The 24372-nt window shown below is 62.5% G+C and carries 23 protein-coding genes and 1 pseudogene; 13 read left to right on the top strand and 11 right to left on the bottom strand.

Annotation, left to right across the window (positions count from 1 at the left end; genetic code table 11):
• Positions 1–277: 277 nt before the first annotated feature.
• The 6 genes from OXH56_02720 (at position 278) to nhaA (ending at position 7378) form a co-directional block, all read left to right on the top strand.
• Positions 278–1345: a peptidase M42 gene (locus OXH56_02720; GenBank protein ID MCY3554214.1), complete on the top strand. Its 1068-nt coding sequence runs from the start codon at positions 278–280 to the stop codon at positions 1343–1345.
• 22 nt (positions 1346–1367) lie between these two features.
• Positions 1368–2633: an enolase gene (locus OXH56_02725; protein ID MCY3554215.1), complete on the top strand. Its 1266-nt coding sequence runs from the start codon at positions 1368–1370 to the stop codon at positions 2631–2633.
• Positions 2634–2704: 71 nt separating this feature from the next.
• Positions 2705–3454, top strand: a complete 750-nt coding sequence (locus OXH56_02730; GenBank protein ID MCY3554216.1) for an SDR family oxidoreductase — start codon at positions 2705–2707, stop codon at positions 3452–3454.
• Positions 3455–3632: 178 nt separating this feature from the next.
• On the top strand, positions 3633–5015 hold the full coding sequence (locus OXH56_02735; GenBank protein MCY3554217.1) for an MATE family efflux transporter: 1383 nt from the start codon (positions 3633–3635) through the stop codon (positions 5013–5015).
• A 55-nt stretch (positions 5016–5070) separates the two neighbouring features.
• Positions 5071–6129, top strand: a complete 1059-nt coding sequence (locus OXH56_02740) for a Gfo/Idh/MocA family oxidoreductase (protein MCY3554218.1) — start codon at positions 5071–5073, stop codon at positions 6127–6129.
• A gap of 22 nt (positions 6130–6151) precedes the next feature.
• Positions 6152–7378 carry a Na+/H+ antiporter NhaA gene (gene nhaA, locus OXH56_02745; GenBank protein ID MCY3554219.1) on the top strand — a complete coding sequence of 409 codons (1227 nt, stop codon included), beginning with the start codon at positions 6152–6154 and terminating at the stop codon, positions 7376–7378.
• A 16-nt stretch (positions 7379–7394) separates the two neighbouring features.
• Here the strand turns inward: nhaA and OXH56_02750 are convergent, their stop codons facing one another.
• On the bottom strand, positions 7395–8549 hold the full coding sequence (locus OXH56_02750; GenBank protein ID MCY3554220.1) for a PLP-dependent transferase: 1155 nt from the start codon (positions 8547–8549) through the stop codon (positions 7395–7397).
• A gap of 263 nt (positions 8550–8812) precedes the next feature.
• Between OXH56_02750 and OXH56_02755 the strand changes: the two are divergent.
• The 5 genes and pseudogenes from OXH56_02755 to OXH56_02775 all read left to right on the top strand — a co-directional run bounded on the left by OXH56_02755 (position 8813) and on the right by OXH56_02775 (position 10868).
• Positions 8813–9092: pseudogene (locus OXH56_02755) on the top strand (type II toxin-antitoxin system RelE/ParE family toxin).
• 9 nt (positions 9093–9101) lie between these two features.
• The gene (locus OXH56_02760) at positions 9102–9407 is read left to right on the top strand and encodes a HigA family addiction module antitoxin (protein ID MCY3554221.1); all 306 of its coding nucleotides are present in this window, start codon (positions 9102–9104) and stop codon (positions 9405–9407) included.
• A gap of 15 nt (positions 9408–9422) precedes the next feature.
• A complete protein-coding gene (locus tag OXH56_02765; GenBank protein ID MCY3554222.1) occupies positions 9423–9764 on the top strand; it encodes a phosphotransferase in 342 nt (113 codons plus the stop codon).
• Positions 9761–10414, top strand: coding sequence for a phosphotransferase (locus OXH56_02770; GenBank protein MCY3554223.1), 654 nt, complete (start codon positions 9761–9763; stop codon positions 10412–10414). Before OXH56_02765 ends, OXH56_02770 begins: the two co-directional genes overlap by 4 nt.
• A gap of 34 nt (positions 10415–10448) precedes the next feature.
• Positions 10449–10868 carry a hypothetical protein gene (locus OXH56_02775; GenBank protein ID MCY3554224.1) on the top strand — a complete coding sequence of 140 codons (420 nt, stop codon included), beginning with the start codon at positions 10449–10451 and terminating at the stop codon, positions 10866–10868.
• A gap of 39 nt (positions 10869–10907) precedes the next feature.
• Here the strand turns inward: OXH56_02775 and OXH56_02780 are convergent, their stop codons facing one another.
• Together OXH56_02780 and OXH56_02785 are read right to left on the bottom strand one after the other, a co-directional pair.
• Positions 10908–11246, bottom strand: a complete 339-nt coding sequence (locus OXH56_02780) for a redoxin domain-containing protein (GenBank protein ID MCY3554225.1) — start codon at positions 11244–11246, stop codon at positions 10908–10910.
• A gap of 18 nt (positions 11247–11264) precedes the next feature.
• Entirely contained in the window at positions 11265–11486 is a 222-nt protein-coding gene (locus tag OXH56_02785; protein ID MCY3554226.1) for a hypothetical protein, read from the bottom strand.
• A 185-nt stretch (positions 11487–11671) separates the two neighbouring features.
• On the opposite strand from OXH56_02785, the gene OXH56_02790 reads away from it, so the two are divergent.
• On the top strand, positions 11672–12463 hold the full coding sequence (locus tag OXH56_02790; protein MCY3554227.1) for a sugar phosphate isomerase/epimerase: 792 nt from the start codon (positions 11672–11674) through the stop codon (positions 12461–12463).
• Positions 12464–12490: 27 nt separating this feature from the next.
• On the opposite strand, the gene OXH56_02795 is transcribed toward OXH56_02790, so the two are convergent.
• The 7 genes from OXH56_02795 to OXH56_02825 form a co-directional block, all read right to left on the bottom strand.
• Positions 12491–12973, bottom strand: a complete 483-nt coding sequence (locus tag OXH56_02795; protein ID MCY3554228.1) for an SRPBCC family protein — start codon at positions 12971–12973, stop codon at positions 12491–12493.
• Positions 12974–13070: 97 nt separating this feature from the next.
• A complete protein-coding gene (locus tag OXH56_02800) occupies positions 13071–14033 on the bottom strand; it encodes a lytic murein transglycosylase (protein MCY3554229.1) in 963 nt (320 codons plus the stop codon).
• A 143-nt stretch (positions 14034–14176) separates the two neighbouring features.
• Positions 14177–15871 carry a hypothetical protein gene (locus OXH56_02805; protein ID MCY3554230.1) on the bottom strand — a complete coding sequence of 565 codons (1695 nt, stop codon included), beginning with the start codon at positions 15869–15871 and terminating at the stop codon, positions 14177–14179.
• A gap of 98 nt (positions 15872–15969) precedes the next feature.
• Positions 15970–16890, bottom strand: a complete 921-nt coding sequence (locus OXH56_02810) for a DUF1932 domain-containing protein (protein MCY3554231.1) — start codon at positions 16888–16890, stop codon at positions 15970–15972.
• Between the two features lie 31 nt (positions 16891–16921).
• Positions 16922–17539, bottom strand: a complete 618-nt coding sequence (locus tag OXH56_02815) for a class I SAM-dependent methyltransferase (GenBank protein ID MCY3554232.1) — start codon at positions 17537–17539, stop codon at positions 16922–16924.
• 110 nt (positions 17540–17649) lie between these two features.
• Positions 17650–18696, bottom strand: coding sequence for a succinylglutamate desuccinylase/aspartoacylase family protein (locus OXH56_02820; protein ID MCY3554233.1), 1047 nt, complete (start codon positions 18694–18696; stop codon positions 17650–17652).
• A gap of 12 nt (positions 18697–18708) precedes the next feature.
• Positions 18709–21519: a UxaA family hydrolase gene (locus OXH56_02825; protein MCY3554234.1), complete on the bottom strand. Its 2811-nt coding sequence runs from the start codon at positions 21517–21519 to the stop codon at positions 18709–18711.
• 262 nt (positions 21520–21781) lie between these two features.
• Here OXH56_02825 and OXH56_02830 point away from each other — a divergent pair, with 262 nt between their 5' ends.
• Positions 21782–23374, top strand: a complete 1593-nt coding sequence (locus OXH56_02830) for a carboxypeptidase regulatory-like domain-containing protein (GenBank protein ID MCY3554235.1) — start codon at positions 21782–21784, stop codon at positions 23372–23374.
• Here the strand turns inward: OXH56_02830 and coaA are convergent, their stop codons facing one another.
• Entirely contained in the window at positions 23375–24325 is a 951-nt protein-coding gene (gene coaA, locus OXH56_02835) for a type I pantothenate kinase (protein MCY3554236.1), read from the bottom strand. It abuts the gene before it with no gap.
• Positions 24326–24372: the final 47 nt, after the last annotated feature.

Genomic DNA, 24372 nt, shown 5'->3' on the forward strand with positions numbered 1-24372 from the left:
CCTGAGACCGCTCCCTGATCCTGACCGGCAATATGCGCCTGAAACCACTTCAGCATTCACGGCGCCACCAATCACCGCACCTGAGACCACGTCCGAATCCAGGACGGCAGAAACTCCGGACACCGCGAGGATGATATCTGGAGTTTATACATAACATGCCCTCTGTCAAGTCTTTACCCTTGATCTGGAGCCGATCGAAAAGTACTATTTTACGCATACTTTTTCGACTAACGCATCAAGACCGCGACTGGTCAATTCAACCCGCAAGGAGCGATCCATGTCCGCCGACGACCACCTCGTTTCATTGCTCCAGGAACTCGTTCACGCCCGGGGGCCGTCAGGCCAGGAAGACGAGGTGCGGGCGGTCTGTGAACGGGAACTGCAGTCCCTGTGCGACGAGACCTGGATCGACGCCGCCGGCAACGTCATCGGCCTGCTGAAGGGCGACTCGCCGGACGCCCCGGTGGTCCGCGTGATGGCCCACCTGGACGAACTGGCCCTGGTCGTCAAGCGCGTCAACGAAGACGGCACGCTCCGGGTCAATCCCCTCGGGGGCATCTATCCCGCCAACTACGGGCAGGGACCCGTGGAGATCCTTGCCGACGACGGCATCGTTCCGGGCGTCCTGTCCGTCGGACCGCAGCACACGACGGCCGATTCCGCGCGGATCTGGGAGACCAAGGCCAAGGGCGGCAACGTGGCCATGGACTGGAACCACGTGTACGTCTTCACACGCCGGACGGCGGAGCAGCTCAAGGAGGTGGGGGTTCACGCCGGTACGCGGGTCGTCATCGCCCAATCGCGTCGCGCGTTCTGGGAGATCGAAGACTGCATCGGCGGGTATTTCATGGACAACCGGGCGGCGATCGCCATCGCTATCGGTGCGGCCGTGAGCCTGAGGGACCTCGACATCCGGCCCGCGGGCGATGCCTACCTCGTTATGACCACCTGCGAGGAGATCGGCGGCCACGGCGCCGCCTATGCCTCGCGGACCCTGCCCGGCGAGATCTCCCTGGCCGTGGATTCCGGTCCTGCCTGCAAGGAATACGGCGTGGCGCTCACGGATGAGCCCATTGTCGTCTACGGCGACGGGCGGGGACTCTACGACAAGGCCGTCGCGGACCGTCTGCTGGCGTGCGGACGCGCGCTGGACATGGAGCCCCAGTGCGCGTACTGGCAGAGCTACGCCTCGGACGCCACCATGGCCAAGTCCGTGGGGCAGACGCCCCAGGCCGGCCTGCTGTGCATCCCTACGGAGAACACCCACGGATTCGAGATCATCCCCCGCAACAGTCTGGTCCAGTGCGCCGCCCTGCTGGCGGCCTACCTGGTAAATCCGGAGTAACCGGGAGGAGCGGAGCAACGTAATGGCCCTGAAAGTCACCAACGTGGAACGCTTCACCGTCACCGTGCCGTTCACGCAGGGACAGCGGCCCATGGCGGAGCGGACGGTATACAACTGGTCCGTGTTCGAACTGTGCAAGGTCACCACCGACGCCGGCCTCGTGGGCTGGGGCGAGACCATCGTCCACTACACCCACGCGCGGGTGACCGACGAGAGCGTGCAGCGCGTCATGGGAAAGAGCCCGGCGGACTTCATGCAGGACGATACCATCGGCGCCGGGCTGCAGATGGCCCTGTACGACGTGGTCGGCAAGGCGCTCGAGGTCCCCTGTCACAAGCTGCTGGGCAGCAAGGCGCGGGACTGGGTCCCCATATCCTGGTGGTCCAACGAGGGGCCGCCGGACGACTGGGTCCGCCAGGTCCGGGACGCCGTGGACCACGGGTACACGACCATCAAGCTCAAACAACGGCCGTGGCACGACATCCACGAACAGATGACGGCGATCGACGCCAACGTGCCGCGCCACTTCAAAGTGGACCTCGACGCCAACGGTTCCATGCACAACGCGGCCGCGGCCATGCCTGTCATGCGCGGCCTGGAGCGCTTCGACATCGTGGCCATGTTCGAGACGCCCATCCCGCAGACCGACCTCCTGGGGAACCGCCAGTTGCGGCAGGTCATCAGCCGTCCCATCGCCATGCATTTCGGTTCGCCGCCCTACACCACGGCGATCCGCGAGGCGGTCTGCGACGGTTTCGTCGTCAGCGGCGGCGCCACGCGGGTAATCTATCAGGGCATCCTCAGCGCGGAGGCCAACATGCCCTTCTGGCTCCAGATGGTCGGCAACGGACTCACCACCACCTGGGCCGCCCATCTCGGCGCCGTGCTCACCCACGCCACCTGGCCCGCCATCACCTGCATCAATCTGTACCGCCACCACCTGCTGAAAAACCCCATCGAGGTCGTGGGCGGCTTCCACCGCGTCCCAGACGGACCCGGGCTGGGCGTCGAAGTGGACGAAGAGGCCATGCACGGCTTTCTCGTCCCCGATGACGTGATGCGACCCTTCCGCGACCGGGACGAACCCTACGATTTTGCCAGGCCGCGATTCATCCGCACGGCGGTGTTTCCCGACGGGCATCGCGTCCATTTCGGGAACATCCGCCATGGGTGGGAGCTGGAGGCCTATACGCCCGGCATCCGAACCGAATACTGGCGGGAGGACGGCACCGCGGAGTTCGAGGACCTGTGGCGCCGCACCCGGGAGTCACCGGTTACCGAGCGTTGACCCGGAAACCGGGGCATGGCTTGATCTCGCGACACAATCTGAACTCAGCGGCATAGCAACGGAGCAGAACCATGAGACTGGCAGACAAGACAGCGATCGTAACCGGCGCGGCATCGGGCATCGGACGGGGCACCGCGGAGAGGATGGCGCGGGAAGGCGCCCGGGTCGTGGCCGTGGACATCAACGAAGTGGGGCTGGAACAGACCGTCGAATCGATCCGCCGGGAAGGCTGGACGGCCACGGCCTGCGTCGCCGACGTGGGCCGGGACGAACAGGTCAGGCGCATGGTCCAGTGCGCGGTCGACACCTACGGCGGACTTCATATTCTGCACAACAACGCGTACTGGCACGCGCCCGGACCGGTGTGCGACCTGGCGGAAGCCGATTGGGACCGCACGCTCGACGTGTGCCTGAAATCAATCTACCTGGGCTGCAAGCACGCCATCCCGGTCATGAGGGAATCCGGAGGAGGCGCAGTCGTCAACACGGCATCGGTACACAGTCTCGTCGGGTTCCGGGACTACGCCGCCTACGACGCGGCCAAGGGCGGGGTCGTCGGGATCACGCGGGCCGTCGCCGTGGACTACGGACCGGAAATACGCAGCAACGCCGTGCTGCCCGGCGCCATACTGACGAATGCCTGGGACGGCCTCGACGAGTCGATACGCAGGCCCTACATCGACCGACCGCCCATGAAGCGGCTGGGCCTTCCGGAAGACATCGCGTCCGCCGTGGTGTTTCTCGCGTCCGACGAGGCGTCCTTCATCACCGGCGCCAGCCTCGTGGTCGACGGCGGACTGACCATCGTCGGGGACGCGTAGCACCTCCGGCACGGACGCGAAGCGTTTCCGACACGGACGTGTAGCGTTCCGGCAGGGACGCGTTGCATTGCGCACTTTCTTGCGAGAATCGCGAGAACCGATCCGACTGATTCGTTAGTATGCGAAGAGTCCGGAACGGCGTTATACCCTGTGAACAAGCCAAAACCTTCCAGAAAAAATGAGCGTTTCCGATACATCGAAACCTACGGCCGAGGATACGGTACCCGCCTTTCATCCCTCTTCGGGAAGCGTGAACCAGGTGTGGCTGCTGGCCTACCCGATCATCCTGGCCAACATGTCCGAAACGCTGCTGGGCGTGGTCGACACGTACATGGTCGGCCAGCTGGGCGTGGCCGAGATCGGCGCCGTGGGCCTGGGATCCATGCTCGCCTGGCTTTTCTACCTTCCGTTCCTGGGTTTGGCCATGGGGTTGAACACCTTCGTCGCCCAGAGCTACGGCGCGGGCAACCGGAAGGCCTGCGGCTACATGACGTGGCAGGGGCTGTACATGGCCGTGGCCAGCGGCGTACTGATCCTGCTCGTCATCCCTTTCGTACCCCTGTTGTTCGACCTCGCGGGACCCTCCGCCGAAGTGCGGCGCCTGGGGATCACCTACCTGCAATGGCGGCTGATCGACGGTCCGGCCTTCATGGTCGCCATGACCACGGCCAGCTTCTTCCGAGGTATCGGCGATACGAAGACGCCGATGAAGATCGGCATCACCATCAACATCATCAACGTCATCCTGAACTACGGGTTGATCTACGGCCACTTCGGCCTGCCCCGCCTCGAGGTGCAGGGATCGGCTATTGGATCGGCGCTGGCCGGTATTCTTGGCGGGGGAATATACCTCGTCCTGTACCTGTCCCGGCGGCTCTGTCACTACGACAACCGGACCGTGCCGCGACCCCGGTGGCTGGACCAGGTCCGGCTCTTGAAAGTCGGCGCCCCGATCGGCCTGCAACGGTTTCTCGACATCGGCAGCTTCGTCATATTTGCCGCTATCATCGGAAGGCTGGGGAACGCCCAGCTGGCCGCGAACCAGATCGCCATCCAGCTGATGTCCATCTCCTACATGATCGGCCTGGGCATCGGCATGGCCGCTGCCACTCTCGTGGGGCAGTACATCGGGGCCAAACGTATTGCGCTGGCCGAACGCAGCGCCTACAGCGCCCTGAAACTGGCGATGGGCATCATGGTCTTTGTCGGCCTGGCGTTTCTGCTGTTTCCCGAGCCGCTGGTCAGCCTGTTCAACGACGATCCCGACGTCATCCGCTACGGCAGGCAGGGACTCCTGTACGCGGCGCTGTTCCAGGCCTTCGACGCGCTCGCGGTCATTTTCATCGGCGCCCTGCGCGGCGCCGGCGACACCCGGTGGTCCGCCGTGGCCGCTTTCATCGGCGCCTGGGTAATCTTCCTTCCACTGACCTACCTGCTCGCCTTCACCCTGAATCTGAACTTCTGGGGCGCCTGGCTGAGCGCGACCATCTATATCTGCCTGCTCGGCATCGCGTGCGTCTACCGGTTCCGGCAAGGCGCATGGAAGAGGATGGTGATATAGCGAGGCGATTATCATCGAACGCAGATCGTTTTCCAACAAGAGAACGGAGTACTGAGTGTCTAACAAAAAGAAATGCCTGATGATCGGCGGCGGCGGCATGGCCGGCGCATGGATACGCCAATTCTATCCACGGTTCAACGACCGGCACGAAATCGTCGCCCTGGTGGACATCAATGCGGATATCCTACACGATGCCGGGGATTTCCTGGGGCTTCCACAGAGGCGTCGGTACACGGACATGGCGGCCGCCTTCGGGGAGGTGGACGCGGACTACTGCACGATCGTGATCCCGCCGGCCGTCCACCGGGACGCCGTAATGCTGGCGGTGGAACACAGGCTGGACATCCTGAGTGAAAAACCGATTGCCGACACGTGGCCCGCATGCGTAGATATATACAGGGCGGTCACGGAAGCCGGCCTTAAGATGCACGTGATTCAGAACTACCGCTATTCCAGCCGCATGTTGACCATGCGGCAGGTGCTGCGGGACGGAGAACTCGGACGAATCAACCACATCCAGGGCCGCTTTGCAGCGGACTACCGGAAGCACGGCGCCTGGGGCGCCTTCCGCTACGAAATACTGCACACCCTGCTCGTGGAAGGCGCCGTGCATCACTTTGACATGATGCGGAATCTCTCGGGGGGAGACTGCAAGACGATCGCCGGTTGGGAGTGGAACCGGCCGTGGAGCACCTTCCAGGGGGATTGCTGTGCCATGTACGTGATGGACATGACCAACGGCGTGAAGGCGGCCTACGAGGGTTCGTGCCTGGGCGCCGCCGAGCAGAACAGCTGGCACAAGGAGTACTACCGGGTCGAATGCGAAGAAGGCGCCGTCGCCATCGGAAGCGACGGGGTCACGCGCATATACCGGCACACGCCCGGCAAGGGCATGCTGGTCGAGGACGTCAGCCCGGTCGTTCCCGAATACGACGGGCACCAGTGGCAGATCAACGAGTATCTCGATTGGATCGACGGCGGGCCCGCGCCGGACACGCGCCTGGAACACAACATCCGCAGCGTGGCCATGGTATTCGCCGCCATCGAGGCCTCGTGCAGCAGCGGGTCCGTCGACGTGGAGGAGATGGTCGGGCGGGTGACGGGTTCAGCCTGATGAGGTACGGGTAACACAGCTTATGTCGAATCAGAAATTACCGTTCATCGACGCCTTTTTACGCCTGGAATCCGCCAGCGGCATCCTCCTGATGCTCGCGACCGCGCTGGCCTTGATATTCGCGAACTCGTTCCTTGAGCCGCTTTACCACTTCCTGCTGAATATCCCGATTCAGATTCACATCGCCGCGCTGGATATCCACAAGCCGCTGCAGCTCTGGATCAACGACGGCCTGATGGCCATCTTCTTCTTCCTCGTCGGCCTGGAACTGAAGCGCGAATTCCTCGAGGGGGAGCTGTCGGACCGGCGAAACATCGTCCTGCCCGGCGTGGGCGCCGTCGGCGGCATGATCGTCCCCGCGTTGATCTATTTCCTCTTCAACAGCGGCAATTCTGACGCGTTGCGAGGCTGGGCCGTCCCGGTGGCCACGGATATCGCCTTCGCCTTGGGCGTGCTCGCCCTCCTGGGCTCCCGCGTGCCTATTTCGATCAAAGTCTTCCTCACCTCCCTGGCCATATTGGACGACATCGGGGCCATCGCGATCATCGCGGTGTTCTATGCGGCGGAAATATCGATACCGGCCCTGCTGGTAGCCGCAGGCTGCGTACTGGTGCTGTTCTTCCTGAACAACAGGAACTGGGTCTCCCACAGTTCCTACATGATGGTCGGTGTAATCCTGTGGATCGCGCTGGTGAAGTCCGGCGTCCACGCGACGCTGGCAGGCGTGATCCTGGCCATATTCATTCCCATGCGGTCCAGGACCGATCCCGACGTCTCGCCGCTCAAGATCCTGGAGCACGATCTGCATACGGTCGTCGCCTTCGTCATCCTTCCCGTGTTCGCTTTCGCCAACGCCGGGATCAGTTTCGAGGGCATGACGCTCGACCAGGTACTTCACGGCGTTCCCGTCGGTGTGGCGCTGGGCCTGTTCCTGGGCAAGCAGATCGGTATCTTCGGCCTCTGCTGGATGTTCGTCAAATTCAAATGGGCCAGCCTGCCCACGGGCATGACCTGGACGAGCATATACGGAGCCAGCGCCCTGTGCGGCATCGGGTTTACCATGAGTCTCTTCATCGGGTCGCTGGCCTTCGCGGACATCGACACGTACGGGTTATTCGACGAAAGACTGGGGATCCTGGCCGGATCGCTGCTTTCGGGCGTGTTGGGCTACATCGTCCTGCGTAACTGCCTGCCGCCCACGGAGAAGAAGACCGAGCCTGTTGGGAGAGAGGTAGAGAGGGTGGTGTGAGGATGAACGCAGGTTCCTACGCATTCTCCATCGCCTGATCCAGGTCGGCGATGATGTCGTCCGGATCTTCCAGGCCCACCGAAACGCGCGCTTCAAAACCGCCTTCTTCACCCTCGCCCGAGGGCAGGATCAGCGTCTCCACATCGCCGAGGCTGTACCACGGCTTGCACATCTTTAACCGACCGATGAAAGTGTCGAGAGAGACGCCGGACCCAGAGAAGAACCGCATCATTCCTCCATAGCCTCGAAGATACCCGGTCGCGACCTCGTGTTGGGGATGGGATTTCAGTCCCAGGTAGTCGATCCGGGCGATCTTTTTGTGCCTCTCCAGGTATTCGGCCACCTTCTGGCCGCTGGCGCAGTGCCGTTCCATCCTGAAAGCCAGGGTCTTGAGGCCCCGGTGCACGAGGAAGGCGTTCATGGGCGCCAGCACGCCGCCCATCAGGATACGCATGAAGTGGATCTGCTTCCGGATCTCCTCGTCACGGCCCACAACGATGCCGGACAGCGCGTCGCCATGGCCGGCCATGTACTTGGTCATGGCGTGGAGGACCACGTCGGCGCCGAAGTGCAAGGGACGTAGCAGGTAGGGGGAGAGGAAGGTGTTGTCCACCACGACCAGCGCGCCGGCTTCGTGGGCCATTTCCGTGGCGCGGGCCAGATCGATGAACTCCATGGAATGGGCGTACGGTTCGAAGTAGACCATCCGGGCGGGTTTCTCCAGCGATTTCTTCAGGACGTCCAGGTCGCACAGGTTGACCATCTCGACATCCACGCCCCATCTCACCGGCAGCACGTCCTGGAACAACATGTGGGTACCGGCATACACGGTCTCGTGGCAGACCACCCGGTCGCCGCTCCGAAGCAGACCGAACAACGTCTGGCTGACCGCCGACATACCGCACGAGGTCGCCTGCGCCCACTCCGCGCCTTCCAGGATCCTCACCTGTTCTTCGAGTGCACCGCTGGTGGGACCGCCCGCCTTGTCCAGCCCGCGGCCGTAGGAATTCGTCCCTTCGTAACCCTCTCGGTAATTGGTGTTCCCCTGGTAGATCGGCACCGCGGACGACGTGCCGTGGTAGCCTCCGTGGATGGCGTCCGTGGTGAAATCCCGGTTGTCGGCCGACTGGTAATCATCGGCGGCGAACCGCAGTTCGTGGTCGTTGGGCATGGCGGGAAGTCCTCGGATATAGATCGAGTGGGTGTTGTGTTGTCGTCCAGGCTGTTGCAGTAACTGTGTAAAAAGGATCAGGAATATGCCGGTGTCTTGACTAAGGTAAATAGGGGTTGGAGGGGGTCAAGTTGTATCAGAACTTCCCATAGAGGATACCGTTCTCATGGTTCTGTGCTTTACCACACCGGTCCTTACGATAACACTCGTTATTAACGCTTGACGTTAATAACATGTGACGTTATTATAGTAATGGTATTGGCATGATCATATTGTTCAAAGACCGTGAGACCGAAAGAGTTTTCGGCGTGTAAAGTCTCGTAGGTTTTCTGGTACTTTGGCTCGTGCCGCCTTGAAGAAACTAGTCATGCTCCACTCCGCGGACACCCTTCAGGACTTGATCGCATTACCTGGTAATAGAACAGAAAACTCACAGGGGACCGCAAAGGCCAGTACAGCATACGTGTTAACGACCAATGGCGCATATGCTTCGTTTGGAAAAACGGCCGAGCCTCCGATGTCGAACTTGTAGATTATCATTAGGAGTTTCACATGCCTGCTGCTATTATGCCTCCGATTCATCCTGGTGAGATCCTCAAGGAAGAGTTCCTCGAACCACTAGGTTTGAGTCAGTATCGTGTTGCCGTGGATATATCCGTTTCCCCGCGCCGTATAAACGAGATCGTGCACGGCAAACGCGCCATTTCGGCCGACACGGCGCTACGGCTGGCGCGTTATTTCGGCACTACGGATCGATTCTGGTTGAATCTGCAGACCCACTATGACCTGGAGCTGCAAAGGGATCGGCTGGGAGAACGATTGGAGACAGAAGTACGCGTGCTGAAACGATCGAACTGAAAGCTTGCATACCCCATGTCCCAGCTTCCTGCATTCCTTACAGGGCTACTCGCCGAAGCCGGGCATTGCCGTAACACCATCCGATCGATCGAGCCGCTCCATACCGGCGTGACCAACCGAACCTCCCTCATAAAACTCCGGGACGACACACGCTACATCCTCCGCGAATACGAATGGCCGTACGATACTGATGACGACCTTCAAAGGGTCGAAAAAGAACTGTATTTACACGACCTGTTGCTTAATCACGACGTACCCGTGCCGGCCATTGTCGCGCATCACGATGATGAAAGTGGACGTGCCGTGCTGATGGAGTTCAAGTCGGGCAGTTACTGGGTGATGTTGTCGATAGCCTGACCGACGGTCAGCGCGCTCAGGCCTGGCGGGATGTCGGCGCCGCGTTTCGAAAAGTGCATTCCATCCAGCTTCCCGATCACAGCGCGGGACTGATCGTCGGACAACACGTTCAGCCCTTCGAAGAAGAATCCTGGGGCGAATTTCACTACCACCAGGCCGTTCGGCATGCGGAGAACCTGCTGAAGCGGGGACTGGAAACTTGTTTCGACCTGGCGTCGATGAAGCGGGTACTGAAGCAAGCGGTACCCCTGCTGAACGAAAGACCCCTGGTCCTACTGCACAACGATCCCCATCCCTGGAACGTGCTGGTTCACGAGACAGACGACCAGTGGAGGTGCTCCGCCTGGCTCGACTGGGAGTACGCCTGGTCCGGCGATCCGACCTGGGACCTGGTCAGGCTGGAAATCTTCCGGTTGAAGCCGATCGGCCCCACACCCGTCGCATTCTATGAAGGATATGGCAACACCCCGAAAGATCCTGAATGGACGATCTACGAAATCTCCATCTACCTGTGGATGGCCGACCAGTACCTGGATGGCGAGGTGGATGAGCAGCGGGTACTCATGCCCACCTACAAGACGGCCATGCGGTACCTGGAAAGGATCGACGAGAAGGTGGAAAGAATCGGTCGGGCGCTTGGGATGCCCTGATCATCCTGATCCAGGTAAACCTGAAGGGGGACGAATGCAGATCAAACACCTTTCCATTACGGCATCGAACCCGGAAAGAGCGGCGGGAATTCTGGCGGAATTGACGGATGGCTCTGTATATCCATTCACATCGAGGACCATGGAAGGCGCCTGGGTATGTGCATGGGACCGTCAGTCCGGAGAGATGATTGAGTTCATTCCGAACAACTACCTGCTCTACCCCGGAAAACACGCCGCGGAATTCAGGCCGAGTGAAGAAGTACAGAATTTCAATTCGACCCATTTACTGCTGGAGACAAAGCAAAGCCTCGACCACTTGAAAGCGGTGGCGGAATCGCATGGACTTCACCACCGCTTTCGGCCGAGGCTAGGCGGACCGCTCTACGAAGTCTGGCTGGAATCCCAGATCCTGGTCGAATTCGTGTCCGACGAGATCAGGAACCTGACGTCCTGACCTTAGGCTTCGCGTCGTGACTTCTACGTCAATACCGGCTTACTGCCCTTCGATCATACCCAGGATCTCCACCAGGCTGTCGGTCGAAGGCCGGTCGAAGGGGTCCGATCCCACGTACTTGAACCGAAGGACGCCTTCCTTGTCGATGATGAAGGCCGTGGGAGCTACCTCCGTCCCCTTGTCGGTGTCTATCTCGATCTTGAACTTGGTGGGTATGGCCCGGTCCGGATCGGCGACAACGCGAAAGGAGAGTTCCTCCCGCGTGACTTTCGACTTGGCGACGAAATCCCTGGTTTGTTCGAGATCTTCGGGATTGATGAAGAGTAGTTCGGTGTCGAGTGCCGCTATACGTTCGTAATCGGATTGCAACTGCCCCAGTTGCCGTAAGCAAAGGGGTCACCAGTAGCCTATCCAACCGCGGTCGACGACCACGAGCAGGTTCTTGCTGCCCTTGTAATCGGCGAAGTTGACGGTCTCGCCGTTGACGTCCTGCAGGCTGAACTCCGGTGCGGCCTCATTCAGCCTCGGCGCCAGGTTCCGCGGTTGCGCGTCGGCGAACTCCGTCACCAGGCCGACCAGGGCCAGGGCGAAACACCACCGCGCCAGTGTATGAATCATGGTCTTCCTCCTCGTTTCAGATGCGGCGCAATTCGCTTGCCTTTTGTTCCCCTTAATATAACCTACCTCGACACGACTGTTAACTTCAAAATTACTGCCGTCCGCAACGATTCCTGTTTCCCCATCGATTTCAATTTTCGCAACCATTTCGCGTCCCCGTAACGTTTCCAAGGAGCCGACTCCCCATGAAGCCAGGCATCACGCAACTCTGTCTCGCCCGCCAGGATCTCGAAGCGGATCTCTCGAAGGCCCGAAACTTGGGCTACGAGGCCATCGAACTGGTTTTCTCCGACCAGGGTTCACCGGACATAGACGCCTCTACCTCGGAGATCGCCGCCGTGGGGAAGGCCTGCAGTAACCACGGACTCGAATTGTGTTCCATGATCGCTATCCGCGGCGATGCCGGGTCCCTGCTATCGCCGTCCGCGGACGAACGGGCAAAGCGGGTTGCCATCCTCAAGCGCGGCTTCGAAATCGCCGAGATCCTGGGTGTGGACGCTCTCCTTCTGCATCCCGGAGCGCTCGATCCCAAGAGTTCCTACGGGACGACCTGGGACAACTTCCGCGACGCCTTGCGCGAGCTCGCGCCCGATGCGGAGCGCCACGGCACCCGGATCGGCATCGAGAACGTGTGGAACCAGTTCATGCTGAGTCCCCGGGAAGCCCGACAGCTCGTCGACGAAGTGGGCTCGCCCGCTGTCGGTATCTACCTGGACACGGCCAACATGATCCTCTACGGCTACCCGGACATGTGGATCAAGGAACTGGGCCGGCGGATCTTCAAGGTGCACGTGAAAGACTTCCGGCGCGGGGAAGGCGCCTGGGTCCAGTTGATGGACGGCGACACGGACTGGCCGGCGGTCATGGCCGAACTGCGCGGCATCGGGTTCGACGGCGCCCTGGTGAGCGAGGTGGGCGGCGACGATGACACCATGAGACAGACCGCAGAGCGCATCCGGCAGATCATCGCCCTGTAGATACGGATAGCTGTCCTGGTGACTTCCTCAGCCAAGCTTCCGCGCGTGCTCGACGAGTTGATCGAGTGCAGTGCCCCAGCCCGTGAAAAACCCCAATTCCTCGTGCTTCTGACGGGCGGCTTCGTCGTGGTGCCGAACAAGCGCACGATAGCGCGTACCGTCGCATTCGGGCGCCATCGTGATGATGGCCGTCATGAACGGTGACGCGCCCGGCCGGTAACCTGGCGCCAATGCATCAGTCCAGACAAGCCTCCGATCCTCGACGATCTCCAGATAGCATCCGGTGCCCGATACCTCTTCGCCTTCGGGAGAGCGCATCGTCGTGCCAAACGCGCCGCCGGGCTGCAGATCGATTTCACAGGCAACCGTCTGCCACGGCTTCGGCGTGAACCATTGCTTTAATTCCTCGGGCTCTGTCCAGGCACGCCACAACTGGGCGGGCGTGACGTCCGGGATGTGACGCTCGAGGACAAGATCCAGGGCTGGATCAATGTCGTCCTGCATGGTCATGTGCCGACCGCCTATTCGACAACGCCACCCGGCGTTCGTGGATAACCGAAACGGGATCTTGCAGGTTGGTTTGGTAAATCGCAGGAAGGGGCTGTCTTCAGCGCGCCTTCGAGATGGCTTCGGCGTACTTGATCACACCGTTTACGTAAGAGTCGATGGGGTTGTAGCTGAAGATGGCCTTGCGTCGCGCGGCATCGGCGGTGTGGTACTTACCCCGTTCGTTGAGGTACTTTGCCACGCTCATGATGGCATCGGGCCACGAATGCAGGTTGATTTCGCCGTCCCCGTCTCCATCGGCGGCATGGGGCATGCTGGCCGGCATGAACTGCGGGTACCCGATGGCGCCAGCCCAGGAACCGTGGAGCGAAAGCGGGTCCACCCCGGTGGCCTTGCTCTGGCGCAGGAGCGCTACCAGGTTGCCGACGCACCTGCGGCGGATTTTCGCGAATCGTTCCATCTGCCTTTCGGCTACCGCGGCCGTAGCGAGCGGATCGGCTTCACCCCCGGCCGTAATACGTCGCACGGCTTCTTGCTGGGCTTCCTCCAAGTAGAGAAGCTGGGCGACCAGGACATTGAACACGCGGTAGTTGCCCGTGAACTCGCCCAGTCCGGATTCCCACATCAAGATAGACACGATGTCCTTCGGCGCTACGCCGTAAGTCCGCTCCGCCCGGCCCAGCAGTTCTTTCTTCTCCTCGAGGAACGCAACACCCCGTTTCACCCGCTTTTCCGTCAGAAAGACGCGCGAGAAATCCTCGTGGGCCTTGTTTTGAATCGCGACGCTCCGGGGCGTGGCCACCTTGATCAATTGGTTGTTGTAGACTTCTCGGCTTTCAGGCCGGTCGAACAGGGCCAGGAACTCCGCTTCTGACACGGGCGACCCTCCGCCCTGTCCGGACGCAAGACGCTTGATCAGGTCGGGCAGGTAAGACGCCGCGGGATGGGTCCGGGGCAGGTCGATAATCGTGGATTTGCGCAGTTCCCAGGATTGCGGGGCATCCAGCGCGGCGACCGGGTCCGGCCGGATCAACAACAGCGAGACCAGACCGGCAAGAAACACAGACCTTTTCCACGATCTGAACGGGGTATTCATCAGACGGATCCTTAGTGATGGGTTGGCGATGCTCAATAAAAACCATTGCATATTTACGGCATGCGGCCGGGCCTGTCAAGGTCATGTAGGGCATTGCGATCATTCGTTTTTCAAAACACCAGCTTCTTCAGCTCGTGTTTCTTCGTGAAGTAGACGCCGTCCCCGTACATCGGACCGGGATTCTGGAAGGCGGACGGCGCTTCGTGAATGGTAGTCACGACGCCGGTGGCGGGATCGAAACGGTAGAAACAGTCGGTCGTGAATCCGTATATACCGCCATCCGGACCGGTCTGGAGGCCGCCTTCCAGCGACCGCCCGCCCGGCAGGGAAGCCAGGTGCACGATCCGCCGGTCACCGGCATCGAAAACGAAGAGATTGGACCCTGATCCTGTACGGGCCGTCCCGCATAGCAGGCCGCCGTCCATGACGGCCAGCGCGTCGACGGCCGTAACCTCGACCGGGAGCTGGCCTTCCCACACCTTTTTCTCCTTCTCGTAATCCCAGAGGAACAGCGATGCCTGGTCTACGCGCGGCTGCGTGCCGGTGCCGCCGTCTATCGTCGTCCCGACGGCCAGCAGGCCATGGGCCTCCAGCCAGGCCAGCGACCAGCAACTGGCCTCCCCGGCGATATCGCGATAGGTACCGAAGGTGTCCGTGCCGGGATCGTACCAGGACAGTGGTCCGCCCCACATGCCGTAGTTCGGTACGGAGGCCGTCCACACGCGGCCCATGGGACCGGCGACCATGGAACGCGGCCGGTAGGAGATTTCGTCCATGCGGCCGAGATCCCGGGGGTTGCTGCCGGTTTCCTTCCCGAATTGATAGGGCCGGGCGGGATCGTAGACGGACAGCACGGCGCCCGGGTAGGAACAGATGAAGAGCTTGCCGTCCATGTTGGCCATGGAATAGGCTTCGCCGGTGGCGGTGGTGCATATGCCCAGGTCGTCCGTGGCGCCGGTGGACGGATCGTGGTGAAACAGGTGCAACGGCAGGATGCTCGAACCGTAGATGTTGTCGTCGGGCCCGCGATGCACCAGGAAGATCTCGCTGCCCGCGGATACGTAGGCCACGGGGATGGTGCGCGTCCTGCCGGACCCCGGTTGGGTAATAGCGATTTCCCGGAACATCTGAATTTCCCGGTCCGCGAAATCCGCCGTGGAACCATCGGACATCGGCAGCGGCGGCGCCGGATCCGGAAGGCTATCTACGGGTTCGGCTTCGAAGCCCTTCAATCTAAAATCGCCCGCGGTCGACCGGATGTAGAGTTGACCGTCGACCGCCCGGTACAGGTTCAGCGATCCCCCGTCTTCCGTGACCACCACGGGCCCCACGGTCTCGCGCCGGTCCGTGGCCGGATCGTAGACGACCACGTGCGGACGGGTCATCTTGATGTTGCAGGCGATCGTTCCCCCGGCGCCGACGTAGGGATAGCAATACATGTCGGTCTCGTCCATCCGCCCGTGGCGGGTGAACGCGCCGGCTGCCGGATCGTAGCTCGTCAAACCAGCCGAACCGTAGCATCCGATCCAGATCACGCCGTTGTCGTCCTCGTCCATGTTACAGGGAAAGGTATCGTCGGGCAGGTTGATGGCGCCGAGATCTTCCAGTCTTTCCGTCGCGGGATCGTAACGGTAGAGGTGCCCCGCGTAGGCCGCACCGATGTAGACCAGGCCGTCGCGGGTGCGCAAGGCGCCCGTGGGGAAATTGGCGGTGGGATCAGGCGCCGTCGCTTGGGACGTCGTGCCGGTGGCCGGGTCGATTTTCACGACGGTGAAGCCCGCCGCCTGCTGGCCCATCACGGCCACCAGGCAGTCCCGACCAGCCCCGTCCAGTGTGGGGAAGACCCGGACCCAGTTGACGCTGCGGACCGGTATGCCCAGAGTCTGGATCTTTGGGATGGTGTTTATCCTTTACCGGGTTCACGTGACCGCCGACGCGCCTCGTCCGCGAAGATGGCCACCGTTTCCACAAGGGTGCGGCTGCGGTCCACGGTCTCAGGCCGTTCGTGGCCGATGGGACTTTCGGCGATGAGGCGGAAGATGTGTTCGGCGCCTTCGTGAAAACCGGGCGATACCCCGGCACGTTCGTAGGTCGCCGCGATCTCCTGCATTTCACCGATCCAGCGGAAGGCTTTGGCCGACAGGCTGTTCACGCCGCCCATCGCCCTGAGCCGCTGGCCCTGGCTTTCGGCGAATTCCGCCAGCAGCTCCTCACTCAGACCCATGACTTCGGCGGCGGTCAGTGCCGCGGCATGGAGGGCGGAGGTCCCCTTGGTAACCGAGGCATAGCACATCTTGATGCCCGACGCCCTGCCTACTTCGCCGCCCAGTGGCCGGACGAGGATTCCGTGGCCGTCGAGTTGCGTGAGTATGGCCTCGTAAGGACCGGAAGCATAGAAGCGGGTCTTCTCGACTGCGCCGGGAGGACCGCCGATGATGCCTGCGTCAATGAAGCGCCCTCCGGCGCCGGAGATGACCCGGTCGATCTCTCTCGCCGTATCCGGGGAGACTGCGTTGCAGTCGGCGTAGGCCGGCGAGGACCCGGCCTGTCTCGAGGCCGCGGTCCGTTTCAACACCTCCGCTACCTTTCTGGCGAGCGCCAGGGCCTGATCGGGCACCAGGATGGACAGGATCAGGTCGGTGTCCCGCACCAGAACGTCCAGGTCCGGTTCATCCCGGATGCCCGCGGCCGTCGTCAAAGTACGGGTCCGTTCGCTTCGGCCGGTCAGGCAGGTGGCAACATCGAAGCCACCCGCCAGGAGGCATCTCCCTACGGAATGTCCCATCTCTCCCGGGCTCAATATGGCGATTCGTCGTACTTCCATGTTCTCCTCCCCGTTCCCCTCCCCGCCGGGGTCAACTTCGGATCCTCCTGGCCACCATGCGACGGATCACACGGTGGCCTTCATCCACGTCCTCTTCGTGCAACACGGTAAACTCGCCGGCGGGAAGCCGGTTCGCGGGTTCGTCTTCTTTGAAGCACCAGTCCGGGTTCTGTGCGGGCCGGTACCGCAGGTGGTCCAGGTTAAAGCCCTGCCAGGCGATGAGCCCTCCGTCGGCGACCACGGGCCAGGCATAGTCGAAGACCGCCGCCTCCCAGTACATTACGCAGATCACAAGGGCGAATTTACTATCGGTTGGCGGACGCCAGGATGCCAGGTCCGCTTCCACGCAGGTCAGACGGGGCTCGAGCCCCTTTTCCGCCGCCTCCGTACGCAAATGGTCAAGCGCTACGTTCGATATGTCGACAGCAAGCACCTCGCGACCGTCGCCGGCCAGGGTGAGAGCCTGGTCCGACTGGCCGCAGGCGAGTTCCAGCACGGGACCTTCTGGATATCCCAGGGCACCGGCCCGGTCGTACAGCGGGCAAAAACCCTTGGGCGCCAGGCGCTTCGGCGACAGGTACCTTGCGTTCCACTTCAGCCGGTCGGGATGGTCTTCAAGTGGTTCCGTGCGGGGATTCGTGTTCTTCAATGTGTATCCGCTTCCAATGGCCAATGGCCGATGGCCGATGGCCGATGGCCGGTTGACGGCTGGCCGGCTGATGGCTGGCCGCCTGACGATTGGCCGTCTAGCCGGATCGATTACGCGGGAATCGACCGCAACGGGTATTCCTGGGCCACGACCAGGATGTGGCTACCCTGCCTGACCGGCTGGCGGAACGCCTGCGAAAGCACGTAGCCGTCCACGCCCGCGCGTACAGGCCAGGGCGGATCGTCCACGCGGTAGAAATCGTGCAGGTTTCCCACGGTCTGCCCCGCCGCAACGCGTGCGCCGCAGGCCATGAGCGGTTCGTAGTGACCCGGGAAAGGCGCCGGTACGTAACAGGCCCGGTCGATTATGGCCGTCAGTTTCTGGGTGCCGTCGGCGTGATGGGCGATGGGCTGGATGTCACCGGCAAGCTGGCCGTGGTGGATGGCCGCGGCCCGTATGCCGTGCCGCGCATACCGGACGCCGTCGGGATTGACCGATTCTCCCCAGCCCAGTTCGGTGCCGATGGTGATCTTACCCAACCGCTCGGCTTCGCTGACCATCAGCCCGGGCGTCTCGTTCTGGTAGGCCATCAAGAAGGGCGTGCCGAACCACCGTGCCGTATTTTCGATGACGACCGCCTGTTCCGGATCATCCACCTCGTGGAAACTCGAACACAGGGCGAAGTCGAGCTCGGCCCCGCCGGAATGGATGTCCGTCACGACGTGCACACGGGGCCAGAGATATTCCCGCACAAACCCGGCGATCCGGTGGGTGATGCCCGCGAGGGCCGGCGAGGTGCCGGCGCCGTCCACGAACGCCCGGTTCAGGTTGACCCCGTCGTCGGCGTCGCTGGCCCGGCGGCCCGCGTGAAAGGCAGCGGGGTTGAGCACGGGAATGAAGATCAGACGCCCCTTGACGGCTACCAGCTCGATCTCCTGAAGCAGTACCTTGACCGCCACCGGTCCTTCGTATTCGTTGCCGTGGTTGGAACCTGTGGCGAGAAGGCCTTCGCCTTCGCGCGCGTCAGGTCCGACCATGACCGTCAGGGGGATGAGATGGTCCGCCCAGAGTGAATCGTGTTCGAGGGCGACCCAGTAGTCCCGGCGCCCGGGCGAATCGAGATCGAGTTTATCGGGCCGGACGACTTCACGAGGCATGGGGGATTCCTTTCACACCGAGACGCCGAGGAGGCCGCGCGTTATCTGGAAATCCGTGTTGCCGACGACCGCGGCCCGAGGTGCATACCTCCCGGCGGCCGTATTCCGGATCAGGGCCAGCACGCCCTGGCGCCATTCCGCCGGTCCCCCGGTCAGGATGAGATCCACGTCTTCGCGGAAGGAACCGGGCAGTTCGTCCGCTCCGACCTGCAGCACCGGGATCATGGGATGGCCGGGCAGGGGGTGGCCGCCGACGCCGGCGACGACCAACTCCACGCCGGCCGCGCCTAGCCCGGTCAGGGTTTCCACCCAGTGGGCCGTCTGGGTCTCCATCACGTGCAATCCGGGTACCGAAGCGGGCTCTCCGTAAGTCAATGTCGGGGACGCGGTTCCATCTTTCAGACACCGCAGGAAAGCCGGGTGGCCGAGCAGCGCGGCGTTGTCCGGCACCACGACCGTACCGCCCCCATTTACGACATCGAGGATCAATTGCGACAGTGCTTCGGATACATCATTGGAAACCGGATCGGCCGTGGCAGCCGGGCATAAGGTCGTATCCGGACTGGCCGCGGTAGTCGGGCCAGCCGTCGTAGCCGGACCAGCCGTGGCAAACAGATCCGAGGCCGGCGGACCGGCCGTCGCCACACCCAGCCTGAGCGTAGACAGGCCGGCTTCGACCGCGACCGGCCCCTCGCAGCCGTCCAGGGTCCCAGTGAACCAATCCTCGATACGGTCGATGACCTTCTCGATACCGCCGTCGAGCTGCACGCTGGCCCAGCCGAAGCTCGCAGGATCCAGACCGCGGTCGACCAGTTGCTGGCGGTAGAAATCGTTGTGCGTGCGTTCACAACCATGTTCCAGGAGCAGGGCGGCCGCCGTCATGGGGTGGGTGAGGTAGCCGGTCATGGTGCGGATGTACATCTCCTCGGATACGCCGCCCGAGACGCCGCACCCCTCGGTGTGCACCAGGGCGACGAAACGGGACAGGCCGGCGTCGCGCCCCACGCCTTTTTCGGTCAACCGTTCCGCGGCCATGCGGGCGATCTGGCCGGAGCACAGACTGGTGGGAAGTATGAGGCCGATCCGGTCGGTGGCGCGCGACCCTTTCGATTCGAACACGGGCAGCCTGAACGCCGGCGGGGGCGCCTGTTCCCCGTTCGACCGGACCGCCAGCGGCCTGCCCTCCGGTGCGGGACGATCGCGCAGGTCCTGCAGCCGGCTCCCGTCGGTCTGCCGCCAGTCCCGCCAGATCTGGGTCTGGCTGTGGCCCGCCCGCTCGCCGCGGGTCAACTCGCCCGACGCCGCGCGCAGCGTCAGATCGAGGGTCTGCCGGCCCAGTTCTTCCATGGACACGCCATCCAGGTAAGCCCCGGCGTTCACGTCCATTTCCCCCGAGAGCATCTCGTACCGCTTCGTGGTCGTCACGAACTTGATCGTCGGCACGAAGGGGAAGTTGGTGATGGAACCGTTCCCGGTGATGAAGAAGATGAGATTGCCGCCGGACGCCACCTGGCCCGCGATGGCTTCCAGGTCATTGCCCGGACTGTCCATGAAGTAGTACCCCGGTTCCTTCATCGGGACCGCGTAGTCGATGGCGTAGTCGAGACGTACGTCCGGGTGTCGCTTACGGGCCGCGCCGATGGACTTGAGCACGATGTTGTAGATCCCCCGGAGCTTATTGCCGCCGGACGGATTGGCGTCGACCGACTGGCCGTGCCACGCCGTGCGCTCCTGGAACCGCTCGATCATATGGAGGAAGGTGCGGGCCGTCTCGATGTCCCGTACGTTGTCCAGCACGTAGGGTTCGCCGCCGATGAGCTCGTCTGTCTCCGCGAGATTGGCCTTCCCGCCGAAGCGGATGATCTCACGGGCCACGAGCGCGGCCAGGGGATTGCCCGATATCCCGGAAAAGGAATCGGAACCGCCGCATTGAAGCACGATGTTGAGATGAGAAGCGGATACCGGTTTCCGCGAAACTCGGTTGACTGTCTCGAACCATCCGGTGACGATCCCCGCGCAGCGCTCCAGGTCCTCTTCGAACCCGCCCTTGAGCGTCTCGAACCGGTGGGGAACATCGCTTAACGGATAGCGGTTGAGCCGCATGTAGTTTTCCAGCATCCGGTCCGAGACGAACTCGGTGCCGCGGTCCACCGCAAGCACCGCCCCGACGTTGGCATGGACCATGAAACCGGCCAGCGTCCGCAGCACCAGTTCCCGGTTGTTGGGATCCATGCCCGAGCCGCCCTCGGTATGGGCCACCGCCACCACGCCGTCGATGTTCGGGTACCGGTCCGCCTGGTCTTTCAGCAGCGATTCCAGGCGCCGCACGAAACCCGTCGTCTGCGACGTAATGCCCAGCAGAATGATATAGTTTCGGGTCCCGACACCTCGCGCCGGACCGCGGTCGAAACCGTCGAACGCCGGCGGACGGTCACTGAGTGGAACCTGCTCGCCTGGTTTGAAGGTGGACTCATCCAGTTCGTAGGGCACAACGCGGTCTTCGAAATTGGGCTGGTCCGGGAGGGCGAAATCGACCTGGCGGACACGGAGCGCGTCGAGGATGTCCGCGTTGCACAGGTAGTCGCCGGGCGCGATGTCCCGGGTCGCCCGGCCGAAGGGCAGGCCCCAGGACAGGACGAACTCCCCGGCGGGTATGGGTTGAACGGCGAACCGGTGCCCTTCCAGCAAGGTATGGGCGAGGGAAAAGGACGCGCCGGCGTCGTCTCTCACTTCCGTTCCCGCTTCCTGCCGCCGGGAGACGATGGCCACGTTGTCGCCGGGTTCGGCCAGGCGCGCGATGTCTTTCAACCGGCAGGCGGGCACGATGCCAGGGTCCTTGTCGAATAGAAAACGTACGAGGGATTCGGATCACTACACGGACAGGCAAGGTAACATCCGTCCCGATTCCGTGTCAAAGGTAATTCGGCGGCCGCGGTGTGACTCGCCGGTACGGTTGACGGCGATGAAGTTCGGTGTACATTGTCTTCCGGGTCAGGTCCTCAGCACAGCCAGACACCATGCAAGCCCGCAATGCTCACAACGGCCGGAGACCGTACCGTAACGTCCGCCAACCGGAGGTTCAAGAATGCTTGTTGGATATGTCAGTGACGAACGCTACGTCGCTATTCCCGAAGTGCTGCTGGAGTTCGAAGCCGATGGAGCATCCATCGAGGCGCGCTCCCGGGCCACGGGAGCGGTCTACGCGGACGTGACGCCCGGCCGGGAGTACAAGGTCACGCTTGCCGGCCGGGATTTCGGTTACAAAAGCGTGTACATGATCCCGCGCGAGGACGAGCCTTACCATTTCCGGCTGCTGCGGGACAGCCTGCTGGGGTACATGTGGCCCAAGTGGGTCCGGTCCGGGGAGAAATCGGAGTTCCGCGTGCACGCGGTGGAGGCTTACCAGCTTGAACTGTACCGCTACGGTTGGAAGAAGGAGTTTGTCCGGAATATCGGCTGGTACGACGAACACGGCCCCCGCGCCACCATGCAGATCACGCCCGACGGCGACTATACCCGGTCCGGCGTGAAGTGGAATACCCAGGGCTATACGAATCCCGCCCACAAACAGTACATCGAGGCGCCGGAACGGTCCGGCCTGTACTACCTCCACGCGTCCACGGAGACGGGCGGGTTCTTCTCCTTCCCCTGGATCGTCGCGCCCGCGGCGCCGACGACCGACGTCGCCATACTGGCCGCCAACATCAACTGGAACGCCTACAACAACTTCGGAGGGCGCAGCAACTACATCCACACCGATGCCTTTCCCCCGACCCCCACGGTCAACGCCCGTTACGACCTGAGTCGGTACACCGATTCCGAGCACCGGATGTACAGTGCGGACGACTACGCGCCGCTCTCCTTCGACCGGCCCGAGCCCATCAACCACGTTCCCGAAGACGTCGAAGCCACCGACATGATCCGGGGCAGGGCGGCCTGTCACGTGGCACCCGCCGAGTGGCGGTTCCTGGCCTGGATGGAGCGGGAGGACTTCGGCTACGACCTCTACGCCGAGACGCAGTTCCACGACGGCACGCTGCCCCTGGACCGGTACAAGGTGCTCATCACCACCACCCATCCGGAATACTGGTCGCGGGACATGTACTACCGGCTCAAGGACTGGGTGTTCGAATCCGGCGGACGGCTCATGTACCTGGGCGGCAACGGCCTGAACTGCGAGGTCGAGTTCGTCGACGAATACACGATGAAGGTGAAGAACGGCAACATCGATTCGCTCGACCGGCCCGGGGAGGGCATCGAAAGCCGCTTCAACATCTACAACGAATCCGAGGCGAACCTCCTCGGCGTGGCCTTCACCCGCACGGGGATCATGACCAGCGCGCCGTACCGCGTGATCGACGCGGGCCACTGGGTCTTCGAGGGCACCGGCGTCGCGGAAGGTGAAATCTTCGGCGAAGCAAGCCTGCACGAACGGGTGCCCGGCGGGGCATCGGGACACGAAACCGACAAGATCACGCCCAATTCACCGGCAAACACCCAACTGATCGCCAAGGGAACCAACGTGGACGACGGTGGGGCCGAAATGGTCGTACATGAGACGGAAAGCGGCGGGATGGTATTCTCGGCGGGGTCGATCACCTACCCGTCATCGGTCCTCGTGGACGACGTGGTTTCCAGGGTCACGTCCAACGTGCTGAAGCGGTTTCTGCGGGATTGATCACAACTTCCGCTGGTACACCCCCGTCACGCGGTGGTTCGTGCCCTTCTCGAGGATCAGGTCCGCCCGTTCGCGCGTCGGAATGATGTTCTCGCGCAGGTTCACGAGGTTGATGTCCCGCCAGATCCCCCGGGCCGTTTCCACGGCCTCTTCCGTGCTCAATCCCGCGTAGTGGTGGAAGTAGGATTCCGGGTTCTGGAACGCGGTGTCCCGCAGCCTCAGGAAACGATCGACGTACCACTGCTCCAGGTCGTGTTCTTCCGCCTCCACGTAGATCGAGAAATCGATGAAATCGGAGACAAAGACGCGAGGCGATGCGTCGCCCGTCAGGTGATGGCCGGTCTGCAGGATGTTCAGTCCCTCGAGGATGATGATGTCCGGCTGCGTGATCGTCTTTTCCACGCCCGGAACGATATCGTAGATCAGGTGCCGGTACACCGGAACAGTGACCGATTCGCGGCCCGACTTCACGTCCGCCATCGTCCGCACCAGGCGCCGGAGATCGTAGCTTTCCGGAAATCCCTTCCGCTGCATGAGCCCCCTTTCCTCCAGGACCCGGTTGGGAAACAGGAATCCGTCCGTCGTGACCAGGTCCACCCGGGGATGGTTCGGCCAGCGGCTCAGCAGGGCCTGCAGGATACGGGCCGTCGTGCTCTTGCCCACCGCCACGCTTCCGCCGATGCCGATGACGTAGGGCACCTTGGCGGCCGGCTTCCCGAGGAATGTGTCCATCACCCGGTAAAGGTGCTGGGCCGCGCCCACATGCAGGTTGAGGAACCGGGACATGGGCAGGTAAACCTCGGCGACCTCGTCGAGGGAGACCATCTCGTTGATGCCGTGCAGTTCCTGCAGGTCTTCTTCGGACAGCGTCAGCGGCGTCGCGGCGCGCAGCTGCGACCACTCCTCGCGAGACATGTGGTTGAAGGGGGAAAGGGATGATGATGGGGACATGGGTCTGGTTCCGTCGTGTTCTTCGGTTCCGTCGAGACCGGCGCGCA

This window comes from Gemmatimonadota bacterium (genome assembly GCA_026702745.1).
Classification (GTDB): domain Bacteria; phylum JAAXHH01; class JAAXHH01; order JAAXHH01; family JAAXHH01; genus JAAXHH01.